Genomic DNA, 22385 nt, shown 5'->3' with positions numbered 1-22385 from the left:
GCGTCCTGTGGTTCTCTTATTGACACCGGGCCCGACACCCGGACCGACACAGGCTGACTCGGGGGTATGACCGCATGGCCGCAGGAGGCTTCTGCAAGCTGCCGAACGGCACGGTGGTGGTGGCACTGAACCTGCCCAGCCCCACCCTGGCGAGCGGCGGCAGCGTGCGTTTTCTCGTCCACGCCCAGAACCGGGCGCGCGCCCTGACCAGGCTGCGCAACCTGGGGCTGCGCGCGGTCTACCTGCGGGGCAACGCGGCCCCGCCGACCCCGGACGAGATCACCGCGGTCCTGCACCACCCGGACGGCCTGATATGGCGTACGGCACCGGTGGCCGGGGCGCCGGGCGGGCCGGACCTGGTCCAGGAGCTGTGGCATCCGATCCGTGCCCTGCTCAGACGCCCGACCGCCCAGACCTAGGGGAGCTACTGCACGACCGGCTTCCCGGACAGCTCCACGCCCGCCTCCCGCAGCTCCTCCAGCGCCCGCTCGGTGGTCTGGGGGGCCACTCCGGCGGTCAGGTCGAGCAGCACCTGCGTACGGAAGCCCTCACGGGCCGCGTCCAGGGCGGTGGCCCGCACGCAGTGGTCGGTGGCGATGCCCACGACGTCGACCTCGTCGATCTCCCGGGACCGCAGCCACTCGGCGAGCGTCGTGCCGTTCTCGTCGGCGCCCTCGAAGCCGCTGTAGGCGGCCGCGTACGCACCCTTGTCGAAGACGGCGTCTATCGCGCCGGAGGCGACGGCGGGCGCGAAGTTCGGGTGGAAGCCGACCCCCTCGGTGCCGGCGACGCAGTGGGCCGGCCAGGAGTGGACGTAGTCGGGGTTGTCGGCGAAGTGGCCGCCCGGCGCGACGTGGTGGTCGCGGGTGGCCACCACGTGGCGGTAGCCGGCGGGCGCCTGCCCGATCAGCTCGGTGATGGCGGCGGCCACGTCGGCACCGCCGGACACCGCGAGGCTGCCCCCCTCGCAGAAGTCGTTCTGCACGTCTACGACGATCAAGGCGCGGCGCATGGTCGGTGTCCTTCGACTGGGTCGACTGTGGGGTGTGGAGACGGTGGTGTGGGGACGGGTGGCGTGGAGACGGGTGGAGTAGTGACGGGTGGCGTCCGGTGGGGGCGGACGGGCGGGTGGTGCGGGGCTGGTTCCGGCCTTGTCGGGCCGCACAGCTTTAGCTACCCGAGCCCCCGTGCGCGTACTCCGTCGGAATGACGGGTTCCCCTCGGGAGAGCTGGGTCGCGGACAGCGGCAGGTTGGCGCGGGCGGCCGCGTGCCGGTCCCGGGCGGCGTCCAGCGGCTCGCGGGCGACCACCTCGCCGCCCTTGACCAGCTCGACCAGAAGCTGCCGGTCGGCGAGGGCGTCGGGCACCGGCCCGGTGCCGACCACCTCGGCCTCGGCGTAGCCTTCCGCGTCCAGCCGCCGGGCGGCCCACTTGCGTCCGCCGATCGAGGTCTTGCCCCCGGTGGACTTCTTGGCCACCGGCACCAGCGGCGCCCCCTCCTCGCCGGACTCGGCGCGGGCGACCAGCTTGTAGACCATGGAGGCCGTCGGGTGCCCGGACCCGGTCACCAGCTGGGTGCCGACCCCGTAGGCGTCCACGGGCGCCGCCGCCAGCGAGGCGATGGCGTACTCGTCCAGGTCCGAGGTCACGACGATCCTCGTCCCCGTGGCGCCCAGCTCGTCCAGCTGCTGCCGCACCCGGTGGGCGACGAGGAGCAGGTCGCCGGAGTCGATGCGCACCGCGCCCAGCTCGGGCCCGGCGATCTCCACGGCCGTACGGACGGCCTCGGCGACGTCGTAGGTGTCCACCAGGAGCGTGGTGTCCCGGCCGAGCGAGTCGACCTGGGCGCGGAAGGCGTCGTGCTCGTTGTCGTGCAGCAGGGTGAAGGCGTGGGCGGAGGTGCCGACGGTGGGGATGTTGTAGCGGAAGCCGGCGGCCAGGTCGGAGGTGGTGGCGAAGCCGCCGACGTAGGCGGAGCGGGCGGCGGCGACGGCGGCCAGCTCGTGGGTGCGGCGGGCGCCCATCTCGATCAGCGGGCGCTCCCCGGCGGCGGAGGACATCCGGGAGGCGGCGGCCGCGATCGCCGAGTCGTGGTTGAGGATGGACAGGATCACCGTCTCCAGCAGCACGCACTCGCCGAAGGTCCCCTCGACCCGCATGATCGGCGAGCCCGGGAAGTACACCTCGCCCTCGGGGTAGCCCCAGATGTCGCCGCTGAAGCGGTACTGGGCGAGCCAGTCCAGGGTCTCCTCGTCGACGATGTCCTTCTCGCGCAGAAAGCGCAGGACGTCCGCGTCGAAGCGGAAGTTCTCCACCGCGTCCAGCACCCGTCCGGTGCCCGCCACGACGCCGTACCGGCGCCCGTCGGGCAGCCGCCTGGTGAAGACCTCGAACACGCTCCGCCGCCCGGCCGTGCCGGCCTTCAGGGCTGCTCGCAGCATGGTCAGCTCGTACTGGTCCGTGAAGAGCGCCGTCGAGGGGACGTCCACCGGCAGCCCAAGGTCCGCTGTGTTCATACGACGGATCGTACCCCCATTTCGTCACTCTGACGATTTCGATGCCCGCCCGGTTCGCGTGGCGCCGGCCACAGGCCCGTTTGTGCGGGTGCCCCCCTGTGGTGGCAGCATGGGCCTTGTGACGGCAGCCGCACCCATGGAGATCGAGAAGACCGAGTCGGCGGAGGAGGTCTTCGCCGTACCCGAGCCCGACGTGCCCTGGTTGACGATCGTGCACAACGACCCTGTCAACCTCATGAGCTATGTGACGTACGTCTTTCAGTCCTACTTCGGCTACTCCAAGGACAAGGCCACCAAGCTCATGATGGACGTCCACCACAAGGGCCGGGCGGTCGTGTCCAGCGGCAGCCGGGAGGAGATGGAGCGGGACGTACAGGCCATGCACGGCTACGGTCTGTGGGCCACCCTCCAGCAGGACCGGAAATGACCCACGCCCGCCCGCAGGACGGAAGCAGCTGAATCGCCTTCATGCCCGGACAATTCGAACCGCTCCCCGGCGGCGGCGCGGCCGTCGCGCTCGACGACGTCGAGATCTCCATCATCCGCTCCCTGGCCGTGCAGCTCCTGGAGCTGATCGGCCCGGGACCCGCCGAGGACGCCTCCGACGACCCGCTCGCCGAGCTGTTCGCCGAGGGCCCGAGCGAGCCGCCCTCCGACCCGGTGCTGCGCCGCCTGTTCCCGGACGCCTACGGCGACCCCGAGGGCACCCCGCAGGCCCAGGAGGCCGAGGAGCAGCGGGCGCACTCCGCCGAGTTCCGCCGCTACACCGAGAACGACCTGCGGGCCGGCAAGCGGGACAGCGCGCTCGCGGTGATCCGCGCCCTGGACGCCGTGGCCTCCCGGTCGGCCGGCGAGGACGGGGCGGTGCTGAAGCTGTCGGCGCAGGAGTCCCGGCAGTGGCTGGGCGCCCTGAACGACCTGCGCCTGGCGATCGGCTCCCGGCTGGAGATCGCCGACGAGGACGACACCGACCTGCTCTACCGGCTCCCGGACGAGGACCCGCGCAAGCCGATGGTGATGGCGTACCTGTGGCTCGGCGGACTTCAGGAGTCACTCGTCGCGACGCTCATGACCTGAGCGCCGTTATGCCCCGAGCGCGGTGATTCGGTCACCCAGGGTGTCCGCTCAGCGGAATCTCAAATCCGGATAACGATCCCGTCAAACCCGCGCCCTTTTTTGCACCGCCGGGGTGCCCTTTGTCCGCTTCTCCCTGTGGGACACGTCACAGTCGACCCCTGTGATCAGCGCCGCCGTCGTGGTAAATCTTCACGACCGCCCGGCGAACACCACCCGAATGTTCGGCCGGGTGCGCCACCGAGCCGGCGGACCGCCGGCCAGGCACCGAGCGGGATGTGAGGCCCGCTCAGCTCCATCATCCGGGGGGATCGAGACCCGATCCGAGGCCGAGTCAAGGCCCGGATCGGCATGGAGAAAGGCGCACCACACATGACCTCAGCGCAGGTCGACACGGACAAGGCCCCCGAAGAGGGCTACGAGCGCGGACTCAACAGCCGCCAGGTCCAGATGATCGCGATCGGCGGCGCCATCGGCGTCGGCCTCTTCCTGGGCGCCGGGGCCAACATCGCCAAGGCCGGCCCCAGCATCATCCTCATGTACGCCCTCGCGGGCGTGATCATCTTCTTCATCATGCGGGCGCTCGGCGAGCTGCTCCTCTACCGTCCCGTCTCCGGCTCCTTCGCCGAGTACTCGCGCGAGTTCCTCGGTCCTTTCTTCGGCTACTTCACCGGCTGGACGTACTGGCTGATGTGGGTGGTGACCGGCATGGCGGAACTGACCGCCGCCGCCATCTACATCCACTACTGGTTCCCGGACATCCCGCAGTGGGTCTCCGCCCTGGTCTTCCTGGTCCTGCTGTTCGTCGCCAACCTGATCTCGGTGAAGCTGTTCGGCGAGATCGAGTTCTGGTTCTCGATGGTCAAGGTCACCGCCATCATCGGCATGATCGTGATCGGCGTCGGCGTGCTCACCCTCGGCTTCAGCCAGGCAGGCGACACCGCCGCCGTCTCCAACCTGTGGGAGTTCGACGGCTTCTTCCCCAAGGGCATCGGCTCGTCCCTGATGACCCTCCAGGGCGTCATGTTCGCCTACCTCGCCGTCGAGCTGGTCGGCGTCACCGCCGGTGAGTCCGAGAACCCGGAGAAGACCCTCCCCAAGGCCATCAACACCCTGCCCTGGCGCATCGCCCTCTTCTACGTGGGCGCCCTGACCGTCATCCTGGCCGTGGTGAAGTGGACCGAGTTCGCCGAGGGCGTCAGCCCCTTCGTGGAGGCCTTCACCGTCATCGGCATCCCGGCCGGCGCCGGCATCGTCAACTTCGTCGTGCTCACCGCCGCCCTGTCGTCCTGCAACTCCGGCATGTACTCCACGGGCCGCATGCTGCGCACCCTCGCGGACAACGGCGAGGCCCCCAGGGTCTTCAACAAGCTGTCGTCGACCAAGACCCCGGCCATCGGCATCGGCGTCTCGGTCGTCTTCATGGCCATCGGCGTGGTGCTGAACTACCTCGTCCCGGAGAAGGCCTTCGGCTACGTCACCTCCGTCGCCACCGCGGCCGGCATCTGGACCTGGCTGATGATCCTGATCAGCCACGTCCTGTACCGCCGCAAGGTCGTCGCGGGCCGCCTGCCCGCCTCCTCCTTCCCGGCGCCCGGCGGCTCCGTGTGCTCCTACATCGCCATCGCCTTCCTGCTCTTCGTCACCTGCCTCATCGCCTACGACGCCGACGCCCGCGTCTGCCTGTACGTGATGGCCGGCTGGGCCGCCGCCCTCGGCATCGGCTGGTTCGTGCTCAAGAGCCGCAACCCGCAGATCACCGAGCGGCCCGGCGAGCCGGAGCTCGAGAAGATCGGCTGACGGCCGCACAGCCCACCGCACCTGGCCACCGCACCGGCCGCCGCACGTGGCCACCGCACCGGCCACCACGCCCGGCGCCACCCCGGCCACCACCCTGGCCTTCCGGCAGACGGACCGGCCCGTACCACCCACCGGTACGGCCCGGTCCGTCTGCTTATCCTGGCCGCATGCTGACCATCACCCAGGCCCTGTACGACCAGATCGTCGCCCACGCGCGCGAGGACCACCCCGACGAGGCGTGCGGCGTGGTGGCCGGTCCCGTGGGCGAGGGCCGCCCCGAGCGGTTCATCCCCATGCTCAACGCCGCCCGCTCGCCCACCTTCTACGAGTTCGACTCGCAGGACCTCCTCAAGCTCTACCGCGAGATGGACGACCGCGACGAGGAGCCGGTGGTCATCTACCACTCCCACACCGCCACCGAGGCCCACCCCTCCCGCACCGACATCACCTACGCCAACGAGCCCGGCGCCCACTACGTCCTCGTCTCCACCGCCGACACCGACGGCGCCGGCGACTTCCAGTTCCGGTCGTTCCGCATCCTGGAGGGCGAGGTCACGGAGGAGGAGGTCAAGGTCGTAGAGGCGTACTGATCTCGCACAGCGGACGGAATGAGTCCATCAGGTGAGATCACACTCCGGAAGCCGGACCGGGAATCGATACGATGAACCCATGGTTCTTCTCGACGTGAGCGAAAAGGCGCCGGGCACGCTGCTCGTGGCGCGGCTGCACGTCGACCTGTGCAGGCTGAAAAGCGCCATCTGTTGATCTTCCGCTGCCGCCGTACGGCCGCGAGCCGTGCCGTACGGCCGTGAGCCGCGGCGCCCAGACGTGTGCCGCCGCGCGCCCGACGAACCCACGACAAACTTCCGACAGGAGCCCTCAGCCATGGCCATCGAGGTCCGCATCCCGACCATCCTCCGCCAGTACACCGACGGCCAGAAGGCGGTGGAGGGCACCGGGGACACCCTCGCCAAGCTCTTCGCCGACCTCGAGACCCGGCACACGGGCATCCAGGCCCGCATCATCGACCAGGACAACGGCGAGCAGCTGCGCCGCTTCGTCAACGTCTACCTGAACGACGAGGACGTCCGCTTCCTCGACGGCATCGACACCAAGCTCACCGACGGCGACAGCATCACGATCCTGCCGGCCGTGGCCGGCGGTATGGCCTGATCGGCCATGCGCTACGACTCCCCGCTGGCCGCGGTGGGCAACACCCCTCTGGTGCGCCTGCCGCGGCTCTCGCCGTCCGGCGACGTCCGCATCTGGGCCAAGCTGGAGGACCGCAACCCGACCGGCTCGATCAAGGACCGCCCCGCGCTCCACATGATCGAGCAGGCCGAGAAAGACGGCCGCCTCACCAAGGGCTGCACGATCCTGGAGCCGACCAGCGGCAACACCGGCATCTCCCTGGCCATGGCCGCCAGGCTCAAGGGCTACCGCATCGTCTGCGTGATGCCCGAGAACACCTCGCGCGAGCGCCGGGACCTGCTCGCCATGTGGGGCGCGGAGATCATCTCCTCCCCGGCCGCGGGCGGCTCCAACACCGCCGTCCGGGTCGCCAAGGAACTCTCCGCCGAACACCCGGACTGGGTGATGCTCTACCAGTACGGCAACCCGGACAACGCCGGCGCCCACTACGCCGGCACCGGCCCCGAGATCCTCGCCGACCTCCCCTCCATCACCCACTTCGTGGCCGGCCTCGGCACCACCGGCACCCTCATGGGCGTCGGCCGCTACCTGCGCGAGCACAAGCCGGACGTGAAGATCGTCGCCGCCGAACCGCGCTACGACGACCTGGTGTACGGCCTGCGCAACCTCGACGAGGGCTTCGTACCCGAGCTGTACGACGCCTCCGTCCTCACCACCCGCTTCTCGGTGGGCTCCGCCGACGCGGTCACCCGCACCCGCGAGCTGCTCCAGCAGGAGGGCATCTTCGCGGGCGTCTCCACCGGCGCCGCGCTGCACGCCGCGATCGGCGTCGGCAAGAAGGCCGTCAAGGCCGGCGAGAGCGCGGACATCGCGTTCGTCGTCGCCGACGGCGGCTGGAAGTACCTCTCCACCGGCGTCTACACGGCGGCCACCACCGAAGAGGCCATCGAGACCCTCCAGGGCCAGCTCTGGGCCTGACGGGTCATTCGGCTCATTCGGCGAGGTGACGGCGGACCTGGTCCCACAGGGCCGGGTCCACCACACCCACCCGGCGCCGGAAGTCCCGCACCGGCACCCTGCGCAGCTCGTCGGTCTCCAGGTAGCTCGTCCGCCCCCGCTCGTCCCCGACCGAGCCCGGCGGCAACGTGATCACCCCGGCCCGCCCGTCCCGGTACCGGCTGGTGATCTTCGCGACCAGCACCCGCCGCCCGCGCACCGAGATCACCAGACACGGCCGGTCCTTCGCACCGCCGGAGTCCTCGTACGGCACGTTCGCCCACCAGATCTCCGCGGGCCGCGGCCGGTCCGCCCGGCCCCTCGGCCCTCCCGGGTGCCCCGGCGGACGCCGGCTGCCGCCCTGCCGCGGAGGCCGCCGCCCCCGGCCCCAGCCGTCGACGACCGTGGCGACGAGCGCGAGAAGCACCACCGCCGCGAAGGCGAGCCACCAGGACGTGTCCATACCGACGACCGTACCGGCGCGCACAACCCCCGCGCGCCCCTTCGGTGACCCCGCGCGCCCCACTTCCAGCCGAACCGGTGACAGCGCAGGTGAGTTCGCCCACAACGGCACCTGGCGGAGGAGCGACCAAAGGTTTTGCGCCTTACGCTCGACGAACCGCACGACCCCCGTCTACCCACACGCGCCAGCGGAGGTTTCTGCTTCATGAAGCTCACCGTCGTCGGCTGCTCGGGGTCGTTCCCGTCCGCGGAATCGGCCTGCTCGAGCTACCTCGTCGAGGCCGACGGCTTCCGGCTGCTCCTCGACATGGGCAACGGTGCCCTCGGCGAGCTGCAGCGCCACTGCGGTCTCTACGACCTCGACGCGATCTTCCTCAGCCATCTGCACGCCGACCACTGCATCGACATGTGCGCCTACTTCGTGGCGCGCTACTACCGGCACGACGGCGGCCGCTGCGCCCCCCTCCCGGTCTACGGACCCGAGGGCACCGAGCACCGGCTCACCACCGCCTACGCCGACACCCCCTCCGCCTCCTCCATGAGCGAGGTCTTCGACTTCCACACGGTCAAGCCCTCCACCTTCGAGGTCGGCCCCTTCACCGTGCACACCGAGCGCGTCGCCCACCCCGTGGAGGCCTACGGCATCCGCGTCGAGCACGGCGGCCGGTCGCTGACCTACTCCGGCGACACCGGCGTCACCGCCACGCTGGACGAACTCGCCCGCGACACCGACCTGTTCCTGTGCGAGGCCGCCTTCACGCACGGCAAGGAGAACATCCCCGACCTCCACCTCAACGGACGCGAGGCCGGCGAGAGCGCCGCCCGCGCCGGCGCCCGGCGCCTGGTGCTCACCCACATCCCCCCGTGGACCGACCCCGAGGTCAACCTGACCGACGCGCGCGAGGTCTACGACGGGGCGGTGGAGGTCGCCGCGGCCGGCGCGGTGTACGAGATCTAGCCCGCACCCGGACGTACGAGGGCCCCGGAACCTTCCCGGTTCCGGGGCCCTCGTCATGCCGTACGGCCGTCGAGCCGTACGGCGGTGGCTCACGCCTTGGTGAGGTCCTCGACCTCTTCCTCGGGCTCGCGGCCCGGGGTCTTCAGGTTGAACTTGATGATCGCGAAGCGGAACGTGAAGTAGTAGATCGCCGCGAACACCAGACCGATCGGGATGATCAGCCATGGCTTGGTCGCCAGATGCCAGTTCAGGACGTAGTCGATGGCGCCGGCCGAGAAGTTGAAGCCGGCGTGCACACCCAGGCCCCACGTCACCGCCATGGAGACGGCGGTCAGCACCGCGTGCAGCACGTACAGGACCGGCGCGATGAACATGAACGAGAACTCGATCGGCTCGGTCACACCGGTGACGAACGAGGTCAGCGCGAGCGAGACCATCATGCCGAGGACGGCCTTGCGGCGCTCGGGACGGGCGGTGTGCGCCATCGCCAGGGCGGCGGCCGGCAGACCGAACATCATGATCGGGAAGAAGCCCGCCTGGAAGATGCCGGCCGACGGGTCACCGGCCAGGAAGCGGGTGATGTCGCCGTGCACGACGTCACCGGCGGAGTTGGTGAAGTCGCCGAGCTGGAACCAGGCCACGGTGTTCACGAACTGGTGCATGCCGACCGGGATCAGCGCGCGGTTCACGCCGCCGAACAGGGCCGCGCCGCCGGAGCCGAGGCCGGTCATCCACTCACCGAAGTTGGAGATGCCGGTGCCGATGGGCTCCCAGACCAGACCGAAGAACACGCCCACCACGATGCCGACGAAGGCCATGATGATCGGCACCAGACGACGGCCGTTGAAGAAGCCGAGCCAGTCCACCAGCTTCGTCCGGTGGAACCGCTGCCACAGGACGGCGGCGAGCAGACCCATGATGATGCCGCCGAGCACACCCGGGTCGTTGTACGTCGCCGCGACGTCCTCGCCCTTCTGGACCACCGCCTCGGTGACCGGGAAGGCCTCCAGGACCTTGCTGTAGACGAGGAAGCCGACCACCGCGGCCAGCGCGGTCGAGCCATCGGCCTTCTTGGCGAAGCCGATGGCCACGCCTATGCAGAACAGGATCGGCAGCGAGCCGGTGAGAGCGCCGCCCGCGTTGTTGAAGACGGCGGCGACCTTGTCCCAGCCCAGGCCGTCCTTGCCGAAGATGTCGTCCTGGCCGAGCCGGACCATGATGCCCGCCGCCGGGAGAACGGCGATCGGGAGCTGCAGGCTGCGGCCGACCTTCTGCAAACCCTGGAAAAGACCAGATCCCCGCTTCTTCGCGGGGGCCGCCTTGTCGGTGGCGGTGCTCATACTTCCTCCATCGGGTGGTGGTCTACACCACTCAGTGGTGTAGACCTGTTGTAACACGATGAAGGCCACATAAGGAACCCACGATTTCGCGACCGGAACGCTACGCAAAGTGCCGGAACCGGAACCTCAACAGGGCCCGCGCGGCCGCGCGTCGAAGGCCCCCGAACCAACGGTCCGGGGGCCTTCGCAAGACCACGATCAAAGGGTACGCGAGGTCTACCCCTTGGTTACGTCCTCCACCTCGTCCTCCGGCTCCCGTCCCGGCGTCTTCAGGTCGAACTTGGTGATCGCGAAGCGGAAGACCAGGTAGTACACCACCGCGAAGCACAGACCGATCGGAATGATCAGCCACGGCCTGGTCGCCAGATTCCAGTTGATGACGTAGTCGATCAACCCCGCCGAGAAGCTGAACCCGTCCTTCACACCCAGCGCCCACGTCACCGCCATCGACACCCCCGTCAACACCGCGTGCGCCGCGTACAACAGCGGGGCGATGAACAGGAACGAGTACTCCAGCGGCTCCGTGATCCCCGTCACGAACGACGTCAGCGCCACCGACAGCATCAGACCGCCGACCTCCTTGCGCCGGTGCGGCTTCGCGCAGTGCGTGATCGCCAGCGCCGCCGCCGGCAGGGCGAACATCATGATCGGGAAGAAGCCCGTCGTGAACTGACCCGCGTCCGGGTCGCCCGCCAGGAACATGTTGATGTCGCCGTGCACCACCGTGCCGTCCGGCTTCGTGTACGAACCGAACTGGAACCACATCGGCACGTTCAGGAACTGATGCAGACCGATCACCAACAACGCCCGGTTCGCCAGCCCGAACACACCCGCGCCCCACGCGCCGATCCCGTTCAACCAGTCGCTGAAGCTCTCCAGCGCGTCACCGATCGGCGGCCACACCCACAGACACAGCGCCGCGAACACGATCGCCACGAACGCCATGATGATCGGCACCAGCCGGCGCCCGTTGAAGAAGCCCAGCCAGTCCACCAGCTTCGTCCGATGGAACCGCTGCCAGAAATACGCCGTCAGCAACCCCATCACGATCCCGCCGAAAACCCCCGGATTCTGGAAGACGAACGCCGTCACCGTCCCCGAACCGTCGGTCAGCTGACAGCCGACCTGCGGAACCACCTCCGAACCCTCCGGACAGTCCTCCGGAAACTGCCGCAGCACGTTGTAGTAGACGAGAAACCCCGCCACCGCCGCCAACGCCGTCGAGCCGTCCGACTTCTTCGCCATCCCGATGGCCACGCCCACACAGAACAGCAGCGGCAGCCCCAGCGAGCCGTCCAGCAGCGCACCACCCGCGCCGGTCATCACCTTCGAGACGTTCGACCAGCCAAGACCGTCGTCCCCGAACACGTCCGGCTGCCCCAGCCGGTTGAGAATGCCCGCGGCGGGCAGGACCGCGATGGGCAACTGAAGACTGCGACCCATCTTCTGCAACCCCTGGAACGCCTTGTTCCAGCGGACGCGAGCGGGACTGACCGCGCTGTCGGCACTCATCCGGTCTCCATCCGAGTCTCCATCCGGCCGCCGGTACACTGGTGTAGACCAGTCGACGGGCGGCTCCGCCGTCGTGACGCCATCATTCGGTACGCACCACACGATGGCTCGCGAAGATGGGCCAACTGTGGGTTACTGCGACAAAGCGGTCCGGATCAGGGAGAACGAACATGGCCAGCAAGGCTGAGAAGATCGTCGCCGGCCTCGGCGGCATCGACAACATCGACGAGATCGAAGGCTGCATCACCCGACTCCGCACCGAGGTCAACGACCCCGCGCTGGTCAACGAAGCCGCCCTCAAGGCCGCCGGCGCCCACGGCGTCGTCAAGATGGGCACCGCCATCCAGGTCGTCATCGGCACCGACGCCGACCCGATCGCCGCGGAGATCGAAGACATGATGTGAACCACCTGGTTCACCGCTTCACCGCTTCACCGCTTCACCGCTTCACCGGCAAGGGGCCTCCACCGCGGTTTTCCACAGCGGGGAAGGCCCCTTCCGCATGGGCCGCTAGGCTCACCCGCATGTCACGAATCGACGGCCGCACCCCCCAGCAGCTCCGCCCCGTCACCATCGAACGCGGCTGGAGCAAGCACGCCGAAGGCTCCGTCCTCGTCTCCTTCGGCGACACCAAAGTCCTCTGCACCGCCTCCGTCACCGAAGGCGTCCCGCGCTGGCGCAAGGGCAGCGGCGAAGGCTGGGTCACCGCCGAATACGCCATGCTTCCCCGCGCCACCAACACCCGCGGCGACCGCGAATCCGTCAAGGGCCGCATCGGCGGCCGCACCCACGAGATCAGCCGCCTCATCGGCCGCTCCCTGCGCGCCGTCATCGACTACAAGGCGCTCGGCGAGACCACCATCGTCCTGGACTGCGACGTCCTCCAGGCCGACGGCGGCACCCGCACCGCCGCCATCACCGGCGCCTACGTCGCACTGGCCGACGCGATCACCTGGGCCCAGGCCAAGAAGATGATCAAGGCCAACCGCAAGCCCCTCACCGGCACCGTCTCCGCCGTCTCGGTCGGCATCGTCGGCGGCACCCCGCTCCTCGACCTGCGCTACGAGGAAGACGTCCGCGCCGACACCGACATGAACGTCGTCTGCACCGGCGACGGCCGCTTCGTCGAGGTCCAGGGCACCGCCGAGGCCGAGCCCTTCGCCCGCGACGAACTCAACACCCTGCTCGACCTCGCCACCGCCGGCTGCACCGAACTCGCCGAACTCCAGCGCAAGGCCCTCGACGCGACCCTCGAAAGGTAAAGGGAGTAAAGGCAACGCCAACGGCAGGCAACTGGGCCGCCCGCAGACGCGTCCCTAGCAGTACAGCACCACGGGCGTACGGCAGTCCTTGCCGTACGCCCGAAGCCGCACCGCACATGGGCCGCCCGGCCCTGTCCCAAGGGGAGGACCGAGACCCATGGCCGCGAGCCGCCACCGCAGCCTTCGCCGCACCGCCACCGCCGTCGCCACCGCGGCGACCATCGCCCTGACGGCCGGCCTCACCACCGGCTGCGACGCCGTCGACAAGGCGCTCGACTGCGTACGCACGGCCGACGCGATAGCCGACAGCGTCACCGAACTCCAGCAGGCCGTGGAGAACGCGGACGACCCCACCCAGTGGGAGGAGTCCCTCGACTCCATCGACAAGAACCTCGACAAGATCGGCGACCGGACCGACAACACCGACGTCAACAAGGCGGTCGACGAACTCGGCAAGGCCGTCGACAACGTCCGCACCTCGGTGAAGAACGGCGACGAGACCCCCGACCTCAGCCCGGTGACGGACGCGGCCGGCGAACTGACGAAGGTCTGCACGCCGTAGGGAGCGGGTGTCGGAGGACTGGCGGGCGCCCGGGATACTGGACCCCATGACCCGCCTGATCCTCGCCACCCGCAACGCCGGAAAGATCACCGAACTCCGCGCGATCCTCGCCGACGCCGGCCTGCCCCACGAGCTCGTCGGCGCGGACGCCTACCCCGAGATCCCCGACGTCAAGGAAACCGGCGTCACCTTCGCCGAGAACGCCCTCCTCAAGGCCCACGCCCTCGCCCAGGCCACCGGCCTGCCCGCCGTCGCCGACGACTCCGGCCTCTGCGTCGACGTCCTGAACGGCGCCCCCGGCATCTTCTCCGCCCGCTGGGCCGGCCGCCACGGCGACGACAAGGCCAACCTCGACCTCCTCCTCGCCCAGCTCGGCGACATCGCCGACGAACACCGCGCCGCCCACTTCGCCTGCGCGGCCGCGTTGGCCCTCCCCGACGGCACGGAACGCGTGGTCGAGGGCCAACTCCGCGGCACCCTCCGCCACACCCCGGCCGGCACCGGCGGCTTCGGCTACGACCCGATCCTCCAGCCGGAGGGCGAGACCCGCACCTGCGCGGAACTGACGGCGGCCGAGAAGAACGCGATCAGCCACCGCGGCAAGGCCTTCAGGGCACTGGTACCGGTGGTGCGGGAGCTGTTGGGTTGAGTAACGGCAGAGGGGCCGCCTGTAGGCGGCCCCTCTGTGTCCATGTGCGGCCGGTGGGACTCGAACCCACACGGGTGTGAACCCACTGGGACCTAAACCCAGCATGACTGCCAAATTCCATCACGGCCGCTCAAAAACAGTCATCGCGCTCGACCGGCGGCAATCAGTGTACGGGGGGAACGGGCCATCCTGCGAGGGGTGCCCTACCCTTCCGGCGGCACCAGGTCTCCGTCAGGGCGTGGCAGTTGGGCCAGAGATACCGCAGGTTCTCCCGGCGGTTGTCTCGCCAGTTCCCATTGACGTGGTCGATCTGCAGGGTGATGGGCCGGCCGAGCCATTCGCCGGTGTTGTCGCAGGTCTCGCAGGAGTACGGCACTCCGATTTCACCCAGGGCTCTGTGCAGTTGTGCCCTGTTGGTTCGACCTGCGTGAGGGGGAGAACGATGAGCGCGCGGTGAGCGGTAGGTGCTGGGGCGGGCGGCTCCTCTCGTCCCCACGACCTACGCTCGAAGTGACTCGTGTCGATGCCCTGGGCGCTCGTCATGCGACGCAGTGTGGCGCGCGAGCGGCTGTCGTCCGGTACGCCCAGTCCTGCTGCGCTGATGCGGCGCCGAATGTGGGACAGGGTGCCGGTGGCCGGGGTCGCGCCCAGCTTCAGCGCCACCTCGCGTAGGGAGGATGACGAGGCGGCGGCCTCGGCGATGGCCGCGTCGGGATATGTGCGCCAAGGGCTGCGCTTGACGAAGTGGCTCGTGTCCAGCCCGTATCCGTTGACCCTTTCCTGGAGCACCCTTCGCTGGCCACCGCTTGCCTTGAGGCCGAGTCGCCGCATCAGATCTGCCCAGTTTCGAGCTTCGGCGACGGCCTCCTCCAGCCGCTCCCGGCTGTACGCACTTGCCGCCATCGTGCCCCTCCGTCCCCGGCCGCGCGTTCGCAGCCTCGTACGGAGTAGCGAACCGGTTATCGGACAGTCACGTGCGGCATGCGGAAGGGCCAGAAGGGCCCGTACCGGATCGTGTCGACGCGGTACGGGCCCCGCAGGGAGCCTCAGATGCCCAGGTCCTTGATGATCTTGGCTACGTGGCCCGTCGCGCGGACGTTGTAGAGGGCGTGTTCGACCTTGCCCTGTTCGTCGACGATGATCGTGGAGCGGATGACGCCCATGTAGGTGCGGCCGTAGTTCTTCTTCTCGCCGTAGGCGGCGTACGCGTCGAGGGTCTTCTTGTCGGGGTCGGCGAGGAGGGTGATCTTCAGGGACTCGGCCTCGCGGAACTTGGCCAGCTTTTCCGGCTTGTCGGGGGAGATGCCGATCACGTCGTACCCGGCGCCGGTCAGCAGCTCGAGGTTGTCCGTGAAGTCGCAGGCCTGCTTCGTGCAGCCGGGGGTAAGCGCGGCAGGGTAGAAGTAGACGATGACCTTGCGGCCCTTGTGGTCGGACAGGGACACCTCGTTGCCGTCGGCGTCCGGGAGGGTGAAGGCGGGGGCCGGGTCCCCGGGCTGGAGTCGCTCGCTCATCGATCCAGCGTAACCGGGGGTCCTGACAGTGCGGCGGGGCCCGGAGCTGACAGACTGTCCGGGACAGTGTCAGAAGACTTCGGAGGCGTACGGTGGCGGACACGTCGGACATCAGAACCCCGGCGCAGATCGAGGCGGACATCAAGCGCCGCCGCGAGGTGCTGGCCGAGACGCTCGACGAGATCGGGATGCGGGTGCACCCGAAGACGATCGTGGGCGATGCCAAGGCCAAGGTCGCTTCCAGCGTCGATCACACCCTTGGGCGGGCGTACGTCCAGGTCAATCGGGTGGTCAGCGATGTGAAGTCGCAGTTCGTGGACGAGGAGGGCGCGCCGCGGCTGGAGCGGGTCGTGCCCGTCGCGCTCGTGGTGGCCGGGGTCGTGGGGCTGCTCGCCCTGGGCGGTACCCGGCGGCGCAGGCGCTGAGCCGGGGCGGGTAGGTTCGAGGCGTGAGCGCCAAGAGAAACGAGCACGTCCCCCAGGACGACAAGCTGCCCATCCGGATGCTGCACGACCGTGTACTCGTGCGGCAGGACTCCGGTGAGGGCGAGCGGCGTTCCGGGGGCGGCATCCTGATCCCCGCCACGGCGGCGGTCGGCAAGCGGCTGGCCTGGGCCGCGGTCGTCGCGGTCGGGCAGAACGTACGGACCGTGGAGCCGGGCGACCGGGTGCTGTACGACCCGGAGGACCGTGCGGAGGTCGAGGTGCGCGGTGTGGGCTACGTGCTCATGCGCGAGCGTGATCTGCACGCCGTGGCCGCGGACCGGTTCGAGGGGTCGGAGGACTCCACCGGGCTGTATCTGTGAGGCGGTAGGGACGAAGGGGCTGGTGACCGGTGTCACCAGCCCCTTTCCGTTGTCTTTGCTACCTTGGGAAGCACCCCGACGAGACGCGCCGTACCGGGCTGAAGGAAAAGACGACGCACCACCGTTCAGTTCGTTCACGGAGGTGCCTGTCATGGCGTGGGTTCTGCTTGTCGTCGCCGGTCTGCTCGAGGTCGGCTGGTCGATCGGGATGAAGTACACCGACGGTTTCACCCGGCTGTGGCCGAGTGTGTTCACGGGTGCCGGGATCGTCGCGAGCATGCTGCTGCTGTCGTACGCGGCCCGGACGCTGCCCATCGGTACCGCCTACGGCGTGTGGGTGGGGATCGGTGCGGCCGGGGCGGCGGTGCTCGGCATGCTGGTGCTGGGTGAGCCGATGACCGCCGCCCGGATCTTCTTCATCTGTCTGCTGCTGGTCGCCGTGGTGGGGCTGAAGGCGACCTCGGGTCACTGATCCGGCGCGGTGTCACTGGCGCCGGGGTGTGATGGGGAGGCCGGCGACGGTGCCCGCGGTGTCCGAGCCGCCGCCGCCCGCTCCGGTGCTGTCCCCGCCGCCCTCGGTGGTGCCGCCGTTGGAGGAGTCGTCGTCGCCGTCGCCGCCGCCGGTGGGGCCGGGTTCGGTGCTGGCGCCGCCCGTGGTGGGGGTGCCGCCGCCGGTCGAGGGGGGACCGGTGTCGTTGCCGCCGGAGTCGCCGGGCGGGGTGCTGTTGCCGTCGCCGCCGCCCGGGGTTTCGGTGCCGGAGCCGTCCTCGTCGCCGGTGGACTCGTCGTCGGGGTCGCCGCTGCCGCTCTCGTCGCCGCTGCCGGGTTCGTCGGAGGAGTCGGCGGACGGGGGCGCGGTGACGTCGGCGCCGTCCTGGAGCCGGAGGTCGAAGTCGGTGACGGGTTCGCCCTTGAGGGCGCTGCGGGTGTACTGGCTCCAGATTTCGGCGGGGGCGCCGCCGCCGTTGACGCGCTCCAGGCCCATGGCGCCGTACAGGGGTTTGTGGGCGGCGGTTTTCGGGTCCTGGCCCATGACGGCGACGACGGTGGACAGTTCGGGGGTGTAGCCGGCGAACCAGGCGGCGGTGTCCTCCTCGGCGGTGCCGGTCTTGCCTGCGGCGGGGCGGCCGGCGGCCTGGGCGGCGGTGGCGGTGCCGTTCTGGACGACGCTGCGCAGGACGGAGGTGGTGGTGTCGGCGGACTCGCGGCTGACGGCCTGGCTCTCGCGCCGTTCGGGCAGTTCGACCTCCTGCTTGCCGTCCTTCATGACCTTCTCGACCAGTGTGTACGTGCCGTGCCTGCCGTGGTTGGCGATGGTCGCGTACGCCTGTGCCATGTCGAGGGGGCTGGCGGTGGCGACGCCGAGGGCGATGGAGGGGGAGGGGGTCAGTTCCGGGGTGTTCTTGGAGAGTCCGAGGTCGATGGCGGTCTGCATGACCTTGTCGGAGCCGACGTCCACGGCCATCTGGGCGTACACGGCGTTGATGGACTTGTCGGTGGCCTCGCGGACGGTGACGTCGCCATAGTCGCGGTGGTCCTCGTTCTCGGGGGCGTAGCGGCCGCCGGTCCAGCCCTGGACGGGGCGTTCGCTGGTGCCGTCGTAGCGGGTGTTGGGGTTGATCGTGTCGCCGTCCTGGGTCTCGGAGTGGTTCTCGACGGCGGAGGCGAACACGAAGGGCTTGAAGGTGGAGCCGACCTGGAAGTCGCGGCGCACGGCGTTGGGTGTGTACTGCTTGACGTAGTCGATGCCGTTGTACATCGCGACGACCTTGCCGGTCTTCGGGTCGACGGAGGCGCCGCCGGCGCGGACGTAGGTGTCGACCTTGCGTTCCTTCTTGTCCAGCTGGGACATCAGCTTGTCGTCGACGGCCTTGACGAAGGCGTCCTGCTTGTCCTTCTGGAGGGTGGTGGTGATGCGGTAGCCGCCGCGGTCGAGTTCTTCCTCGTCGACGATGTCGTGTTCGATCAGGTACTTCTTGACGATGTTGACGACGTAGCCGCGCTGTCCGGACATGCCGGTGGAGATGGTGGACTGCTTGGGCTTGGGGAACTTCGCCGCGGCGCGGTCGGAGGGGCTGATCCAGCCCTTGTCGGCCATGCCGTTCATGACGTAGTTCCAGCGGGACTCGGCGGCGGGCCTGTTCTCGGGGTGGGCGACGACGTCGTATTGGCTGGGGGCGTTGAGCAGGGAGGCGAGGTAGGCGCCCTGGGCGGCGGTGAGGTCCTTGGCGTCGACGCCGAAGTAGGCCTGGGCGGCGGCCTGGATGCCGTAGGCGCCGCGGCCGAAGAAGCTGGTGTTGAGGTAGCCCTCGAGGATCTCGCTCTTGCTCTTCTCCCGGTCGAGCTTGATCGAGATGAAGAACTCCTTCACCTTGCGGGTGACGGTCTGCTCCTGGGCCAGGTAGTAGTTCTTGACGTACTGCTGGGTGATCGTGGAGCCGGACTGTTTGCCCTTGCCGGTGGCGGTGTTCCAGCCGGCCCTGACCATCGCCCCGGGGTCGATGGCGGACTCGGTGTAGAAGTCGCGGTCCTCGGCGGCCAGGACGGCGTGCTGGGCGTCCTTGGAGATGCGGGCGAGGCCGACGCTCTCGCGGTTGACCTCGCCGTCGCGGGCGAGGACGCTGCCGTCGGCGTACAGGTAGACGTTGGACTGCTTGGTGGCGAGCGCGTTGGCGGCGGGGATCTGCACGAGGTGGTAGCCGAGGAAGAAGCCGCCGACGATCAGCAGGAGGCCGATGACGACGGTGCTCAGCGTGATGCGCCAGGTCGGGATCAGCCGGCGCCATCCGGTGCGCTTGGGCCGCTTCGGCTTCCCGGTCTTGCCCGTTTCCGCGGTCTGCCCTGTCTGACCCGCGCCGGCCGCCTGGGGCTCTCTCGGCGCCCAGCCCTGGTTCGGCTGCTGCGGCTGCGGCTCGTCACTCATGTCGTGCACGGACTCCTGTTTCGCTTCGTGCGGGTTTCGCGTCGTCTGGGTTCTTCTGTTGAAGACTCTCGCACCGGGCGTTCCGTTCCCACTCGACGGCACACCCGTGAAATTGCGTGGCAGCGGCCTTCGCCGCCGTACTAGGCTCCTGCGCTTTGGTGCCGATCGGAGGGGGAGGGCTGTGGGTGTGGGCTCCGGGCGGTTGTACGTGGCCGTCGCGGCGGGTGGTTTTCGACGGTACGCGACGTATCGGGCGGCCACCGCGGCCGGGGTGTTCACCAACACGGTCTTCGGATTGATCCTGGTATACACCTATCTGGCCCTGTGGGACGAGAAACCGCAGCTCGGGGGGTACGACCAGGCGCAGGCCGTGACCTTCGTGTGGCTGGGGCAGGCGTTGCTGGCGGCGCTGGCGATCGGGGGCGGCGGGTTCGAGGACGAGTTGATGGAGCGCATCCGTACGGGTGATGTCGCCGTCGATCTGTACCGGCCGGCGGACCTTCAGCTGTGGTGGCTGGCGGCGGACGTGGGGCGGGCGCTGTTCCAGTTGCTGGGGCGCGGGGTGCTGCCGTTCGTGTTCGGGTCGCTGTTCTTCCCGGTGGCGCTGCCGCGGGAGGTGTCCGTGTGGGCGGCGTTCCTGGTGACGGTGGTGCTGGCGATGCTCGTCGGTTTTGCGCTGCGGTATCTGGTGGCGCTCTCGGCGTTCTGGCTCCTGGACGGCACGGGGGTGACGCAGATGGCGTGGCTGGCGGGGCTGTTCTGTTCGGGGATGCTGCTGCCGCTGAACGTGTTCCCGGGGGCGCTGGGCGAGATCGTGCGGGCGCTGCCGTGGTCGTCGCTGCTCCAGGCGCCGGCGGACGTGCTGCTGGGGGAGGCGGATCCGCTGGGGACGTATCTCTTCCAGGGGGCCTGGGCGGTGGCGCTGCTGGCGGTGGGGCGGCTGGTGCAGTCGGCGGCGACGCGACGGGTGGTGGTCCAGGGTGGCTGAGGTGACGGATGCGGCCGAGGTGGCCGGTGCCGCCGAGGCGGTCGAGCGGGGTGTGCCGCGCGGCCGGGTCGTCGAGGGGGTGCGCGCGTACGGGCTGATCGCCGGGATGTGGATCAGGTCGACGATGGCGTACCGGACGTCGTTCGCGCTGACGACGTTCGGGAACTTCGCGATGACCGCGCTGGACTTCGTGACGATCCTGCTGATGTTCTCCCGGATCGACGCGCTGGGCGGCTACTCGCTGCCGGAGGTGGCGTTCCTGTACGGGCTGTCCGGGGTGTCGTTCGGTCTCGCCGATCTGGCGATCGGCTCGATGGAGCGGCTGGGGCGGCGGGTGCGGGACGGCACGCTGGACACGCTGCTGGTGCGTCCGGTGCCGGTGCTCGCGCAGGTGGCGGCGGACCGGTTCGGGCTGCGCCGGCTCGGCCGGGTGGTGCAGGGGCTGCTGGTGCTGGGGTATGCGCTGGTGGTCCTGGACGTCGACTGGACGGCGGCGAAGCTGCTGCTGATGCCGGTGACGCTGCTCAGCGGGGCGGGGATCTTCTGCGCGGTGTTCGTGGCGGCGGCGGCGTTCCAGTTCGTGGCGCAGGACGCGTCGGAGGTGTCCAACGCGTTCACCTACGGCGGTACGACGATGTTGCAGTATCCGCCGACGGTGTTCGCGCTCGACCTGGTGCGCGGGGCGACGTTCGTGGTGCCGCTGGCCTTCGTGAACTGGCTGCCGGCGAGTTATGTGCTGGGGCGGCCGTATCCGCTGGGTCTGCCCGGGTGGGTGGCGTTCACGCCGCCGCTGGTGGCCGCGGCGTGCTGTGCGCTGGCGGGGCTGGCCTGGCGGGCGGGCCTGCGTTCGTACCGGAGTACGGGGAGCTGAGGGAGTTGGAGAGGGTGACAGAGGTGGCCGCGGCGGCCTTCATCGAGCTGGACGGCGTCGAGAAGGTCTTCGACGTGCGCAAGAAGACCGGCTTCATGAAGCGGGAGCGGCGCCAGGTGCGGGCCGTGGACGGGCTGTCGTTCACGGTGGCGCGCGGCGAGGTGGTCGGCTACATCGGGCCGAACGGCGCCGGGAAGTCGACGACGATCAAGATGCTCACCGGCATCCTGACGCCGAGCGGTGGCCGGCTGCGGGTGGCCGGTATCGACCCGTCCCGGGAGCGGACCCGGCTGGCGCACCGTATGGGGGTCGTCTTCGGGCAGCGGACGACGCTGTGGTGGGACCTGCCGCTGATCGACTCCTACCGGCTGATGCACCGCATGTACCGCATCCCGGACGCCCGTTACCGCGAGAACCTGGACCGCTGTGTCGAACTCCTCCAGCTCCAGGAGCTGCTGGACGTGCCGGTGCGGCAGCTGTCACTGGGGCAGCGGATGCGCGGGGACATCGCGGCGGCGCTGCTGCACGATCCGGAGGTGCTGTACCTGGACGAGCCGACGATCGGCCTGGACGTGGTGTCCAAGGCGAAGGTGCGGGGGTTCCTGCGGGACTTGAACGCCGAGCGCGGTACGACGGTGCTGCTGACCACGCACGACCTCCAGGACATCGAGCAGCTCTGCTCGCGGGTGATGGTGATCGACCACGGGCGGCTGATGTACGACGGTGCGCTGGAGGGTCTGCACGAGGTGGGGGAGAGCGAGCGCACCCTGGTGGTGGACCTGGAACGGGAGTTGCCGCCGATCGAGGCGCCGCATCCCGCGCGGGTGGTGCGGGTGGAGGGGCCGCGGCAGTGGCTGTCGTTCCCGGCGTCGTCGTCGGCGGCGGGGCTGGTGGCGCGGATCGCGGCGGAGTATCCGCTGGTGGACCTGTCGGTGCGGGAGCCGGACATCGAGTCGGTGATCGCGAAGATGTACGCGGAACGCGCGGGCGCGTAGTGTCCGG

The 22385-nt window shown here is 69.5% G+C and carries 27 protein-coding genes, 1 tRNA gene and 1 riboswitch; of the genes, 19 read left to right on the top strand and 9 right to left on the bottom strand.

Annotated elements, in window-relative coordinates; translation table 11 throughout:
* Window positions 1-74: 74 nt before the first annotated feature.
* The gene (locus ACGH7X_RS15080) at window positions 75-419 is read left to right on the top strand and encodes a hypothetical protein (RefSeq protein WP_399885588.1); all 345 of its coding nucleotides are present in this window, start codon (window positions 75-77) and stop codon (window positions 417-419) included.
* A gap of 5 nt (window positions 420-424) precedes the next feature.
* On the opposite strand, the gene ACGH7X_RS15075 is transcribed toward ACGH7X_RS15080, so the two are convergent.
* Entirely contained in the window at window positions 425-1012 is a 588-nt protein-coding gene (locus ACGH7X_RS15075; RefSeq protein ID WP_399885586.1) for a nicotinamidase, read from the bottom strand.
* Between the two features lie 157 nt (window positions 1013-1169).
* Window positions 1170-2516, bottom strand: a complete 1347-nt coding sequence (locus ACGH7X_RS15070; protein WP_399885584.1) for a nicotinate phosphoribosyltransferase — start codon at window positions 2514-2516, stop codon at window positions 1170-1172.
* 109 nt (window positions 2517-2625) lie between these two features.
* Here ACGH7X_RS15070 and clpS point away from each other — a divergent pair, with 109 nt between their 5' ends.
* From clpS to ACGH7X_RS15035, 7 genes are all read left to right on the top strand, one after another.
* Window positions 2626-2943, top strand: coding sequence for an ATP-dependent Clp protease adapter ClpS (gene clpS, locus ACGH7X_RS15065; protein ID WP_399885582.1), 318 nt, complete (start codon window positions 2626-2628; stop codon window positions 2941-2943).
* 41 nt (window positions 2944-2984) lie between these two features.
* A complete protein-coding gene (locus ACGH7X_RS15060; protein ID WP_399885580.1) occupies window positions 2985-3593 on the top strand; it encodes a DUF2017 domain-containing protein in 609 nt (202 codons plus the stop codon).
* A 369-nt stretch (window positions 3594-3962) separates the two neighbouring features.
* Entirely contained in the window at window positions 3963-5390 is a 1428-nt protein-coding gene (locus ACGH7X_RS15055; RefSeq protein WP_399885578.1) for an amino acid permease, read from the top strand.
* Window positions 5391-5557: 167 nt separating this feature from the next.
* The gene (locus tag ACGH7X_RS15050; RefSeq protein WP_351400952.1) at window positions 5558-5980 is read left to right on the top strand and encodes a M67 family metallopeptidase; all 423 of its coding nucleotides are present in this window, start codon (window positions 5558-5560) and stop codon (window positions 5978-5980) included.
* A 79-nt stretch (window positions 5981-6059) separates the two neighbouring features.
* Window positions 6060-6155: a putative leader peptide gene (locus ACGH7X_RS15045; RefSeq protein ID WP_309546867.1), complete on the top strand. Its 96-nt coding sequence runs from the start codon at window positions 6060-6062 to the stop codon at window positions 6153-6155.
* Between the two features lie 120 nt (window positions 6156-6275).
* Window positions 6276-6563, top strand: coding sequence for a MoaD/ThiS family protein (locus tag ACGH7X_RS15040; RefSeq protein ID WP_399885576.1), 288 nt, complete (start codon window positions 6276-6278; stop codon window positions 6561-6563).
* A gap of 6 nt (window positions 6564-6569) precedes the next feature.
* A complete protein-coding gene (locus tag ACGH7X_RS15035; protein ID WP_399885574.1) occupies window positions 6570-7520 on the top strand; it encodes a PLP-dependent cysteine synthase family protein in 951 nt (316 codons plus the stop codon).
* 13 nt (window positions 7521-7533) lie between these two features.
* On the opposite strand, the gene ACGH7X_RS15030 is transcribed toward ACGH7X_RS15035, so the two are convergent.
* Entirely contained in the window at window positions 7534-8001 is a 468-nt protein-coding gene (locus tag ACGH7X_RS15030; protein WP_399885572.1) for a type II toxin-antitoxin system PemK/MazF family toxin, read from the bottom strand.
* A gap of 204 nt (window positions 8002-8205) precedes the next feature.
* On the opposite strand from ACGH7X_RS15030, the gene ACGH7X_RS15025 reads away from it, so the two are divergent.
* On the top strand, window positions 8206-8958 hold the full coding sequence (locus tag ACGH7X_RS15025) for an MBL fold metallo-hydrolase (protein WP_399885570.1): 753 nt from the start codon (window positions 8206-8208) through the stop codon (window positions 8956-8958).
* Between the two features lie 89 nt (window positions 8959-9047).
* Here the strand turns inward: ACGH7X_RS15025 and ACGH7X_RS15020 are convergent, their stop codons facing one another.
* Entirely contained in the window at window positions 9048-10298 is a 1251-nt protein-coding gene (locus ACGH7X_RS15020; protein ID WP_399885568.1) for a PTS transporter subunit EIIC, read from the bottom strand.
* Window positions 10299-10514: 216 nt separating this feature from the next.
* On the bottom strand, window positions 10515-11810 hold the full coding sequence (locus ACGH7X_RS15015; protein WP_399897031.1) for a PTS transporter subunit EIIC: 1296 nt from the start codon (window positions 11808-11810) through the stop codon (window positions 10515-10517).
* A 170-nt stretch (window positions 11811-11980) separates the two neighbouring features.
* Between ACGH7X_RS15015 and ACGH7X_RS15010 the strand changes: the two genes are divergently transcribed.
* The 4 genes from ACGH7X_RS15010 to rdgB all read left to right on the top strand — a co-directional run bounded on the left by ACGH7X_RS15010 (window position 11981) and on the right by rdgB (window position 14282).
* Window positions 11981-12214 carry a glucose PTS transporter subunit EIIB gene (locus ACGH7X_RS15010; RefSeq protein WP_003975905.1) on the top strand — a complete coding sequence of 78 codons (234 nt, stop codon included), beginning with the start codon at window positions 11981-11983 and terminating at the stop codon, window positions 12212-12214.
* A 119-nt stretch (window positions 12215-12333) separates the two neighbouring features.
* Window positions 12334-13071, top strand: coding sequence for a ribonuclease PH (gene rph / locus ACGH7X_RS15005; RefSeq protein ID WP_399885565.1), 738 nt, complete (start codon window positions 12334-12336; stop codon window positions 13069-13071).
* Window positions 13072-13228: 157 nt separating this feature from the next.
* The gene (locus ACGH7X_RS15000; RefSeq protein WP_399885563.1) at window positions 13229-13633 is read left to right on the top strand and encodes a hypothetical protein; all 405 of its coding nucleotides are present in this window, start codon (window positions 13229-13231) and stop codon (window positions 13631-13633) included.
* 46 nt (window positions 13634-13679) lie between these two features.
* Window positions 13680-14282 (top strand): RdgB/HAM1 family non-canonical purine NTP pyrophosphatase, encoded by a 603-nt coding sequence (rdgB, locus tag ACGH7X_RS14995; protein WP_399885561.1) that lies wholly within the window; start codon window positions 13680-13682, stop codon window positions 14280-14282.
* A 45-nt stretch (window positions 14283-14327) separates the two neighbouring features.
* On the opposite strand, the gene ACGH7X_RS14990 is transcribed toward rdgB, so the two are convergent.
* From ACGH7X_RS14990 to bcp, 3 genes are all read right to left on the bottom strand, one after another.
* Window positions 14328-14412: transfer RNA gene (locus ACGH7X_RS14990), tRNA-Leu, on the bottom strand.
* A gap of 33 nt (window positions 14413-14445) precedes the next feature.
* Window positions 14446-14658 carry an HNH endonuclease gene (locus ACGH7X_RS14985; protein ID WP_399885559.1) on the bottom strand — a complete coding sequence of 71 codons (213 nt, stop codon included), beginning with the start codon at window positions 14656-14658 and terminating at the stop codon, window positions 14446-14448.
* A gap of 670 nt (window positions 14659-15328) precedes the next feature.
* Entirely contained in the window at window positions 15329-15796 is a 468-nt protein-coding gene (gene bcp / locus ACGH7X_RS14980) for a thioredoxin-dependent thiol peroxidase (protein WP_399885557.1), read from the bottom strand.
* Window positions 15797-15888: 92 nt separating this feature from the next.
* Between bcp and ACGH7X_RS14975 the strand changes: the two genes are divergently transcribed.
* The 3 genes from ACGH7X_RS14975 (at window position 15889) to ACGH7X_RS14965 (ending at window position 17073) form a co-directional block, all read left to right on the top strand.
* Window positions 15889-16221 (top strand): DUF3618 domain-containing protein, encoded by a 333-nt coding sequence (locus tag ACGH7X_RS14975; protein ID WP_399885555.1) that lies wholly within the window; start codon window positions 15889-15891, stop codon window positions 16219-16221.
* 77 nt (window positions 16222-16298) lie between these two features.
* On the top strand, window positions 16299-16601 hold the full coding sequence (locus tag ACGH7X_RS14970) for a GroES family chaperonin (RefSeq protein WP_399897028.1): 303 nt from the start codon (window positions 16299-16301) through the stop codon (window positions 16599-16601).
* 52 nt (window positions 16602-16653) lie between these two features.
* Window positions 16654-16721: riboswitch (guanidine-III (ykkC-III) riboswitch) on the top strand.
* A 31-nt stretch (window positions 16722-16752) separates the two neighbouring features.
* The gene (locus tag ACGH7X_RS14965; RefSeq protein ID WP_399885553.1) at window positions 16753-17073 is read left to right on the top strand and encodes a DMT family transporter; all 321 of its coding nucleotides are present in this window, start codon (window positions 16753-16755) and stop codon (window positions 17071-17073) included.
* 12 nt (window positions 17074-17085) lie between these two features.
* Here ACGH7X_RS14965 and ACGH7X_RS14960 read toward each other — a convergent pair whose 3' ends face one another.
* Window positions 17086-19524 (bottom strand): transglycosylase domain-containing protein, encoded by a 2439-nt coding sequence (locus ACGH7X_RS14960; RefSeq protein ID WP_399885551.1) that lies wholly within the window; start codon window positions 19522-19524, stop codon window positions 17086-17088.
* A 181-nt stretch (window positions 19525-19705) separates the two neighbouring features.
* Here ACGH7X_RS14960 and ACGH7X_RS14955 point away from each other — a divergent pair, with 181 nt between their 5' ends.
* From ACGH7X_RS14955 to ACGH7X_RS14945, 3 genes are read left to right on the top strand one after another with little or no spacing between them, the layout of a single operon-like run.
* Window positions 19706-20512, top strand: a complete 807-nt coding sequence (locus ACGH7X_RS14955) for an ABC transporter permease (protein WP_399885549.1) — start codon at window positions 19706-19708, stop codon at window positions 20510-20512.
* On the top strand, window positions 20505-21383 hold the full coding sequence (locus ACGH7X_RS14950) for an ABC transporter permease (RefSeq protein ID WP_399885546.1): 879 nt from the start codon (window positions 20505-20507) through the stop codon (window positions 21381-21383). The genes ACGH7X_RS14955 and ACGH7X_RS14950 overlap by 8 nt, the downstream gene beginning before the upstream one ends.
* Window positions 21384-21406: 23 nt before the next feature.
* A complete protein-coding gene (locus ACGH7X_RS14945) occupies window positions 21407-22378 on the top strand; it encodes an ATP-binding cassette domain-containing protein (RefSeq protein ID WP_399897025.1) in 972 nt (323 codons plus the stop codon).
* Window positions 22379-22385 lie beyond the last annotated feature (7 nt).

This window comes from Streptomyces sp. BBFR51 (assembly GCF_044591655.1).
GTDB lineage: Bacteria > Actinomycetota > Actinomycetes > Streptomycetales > Streptomycetaceae > Streptomyces.
This window is presented reverse-complemented; position numbering and strand designations above follow the sequence as displayed.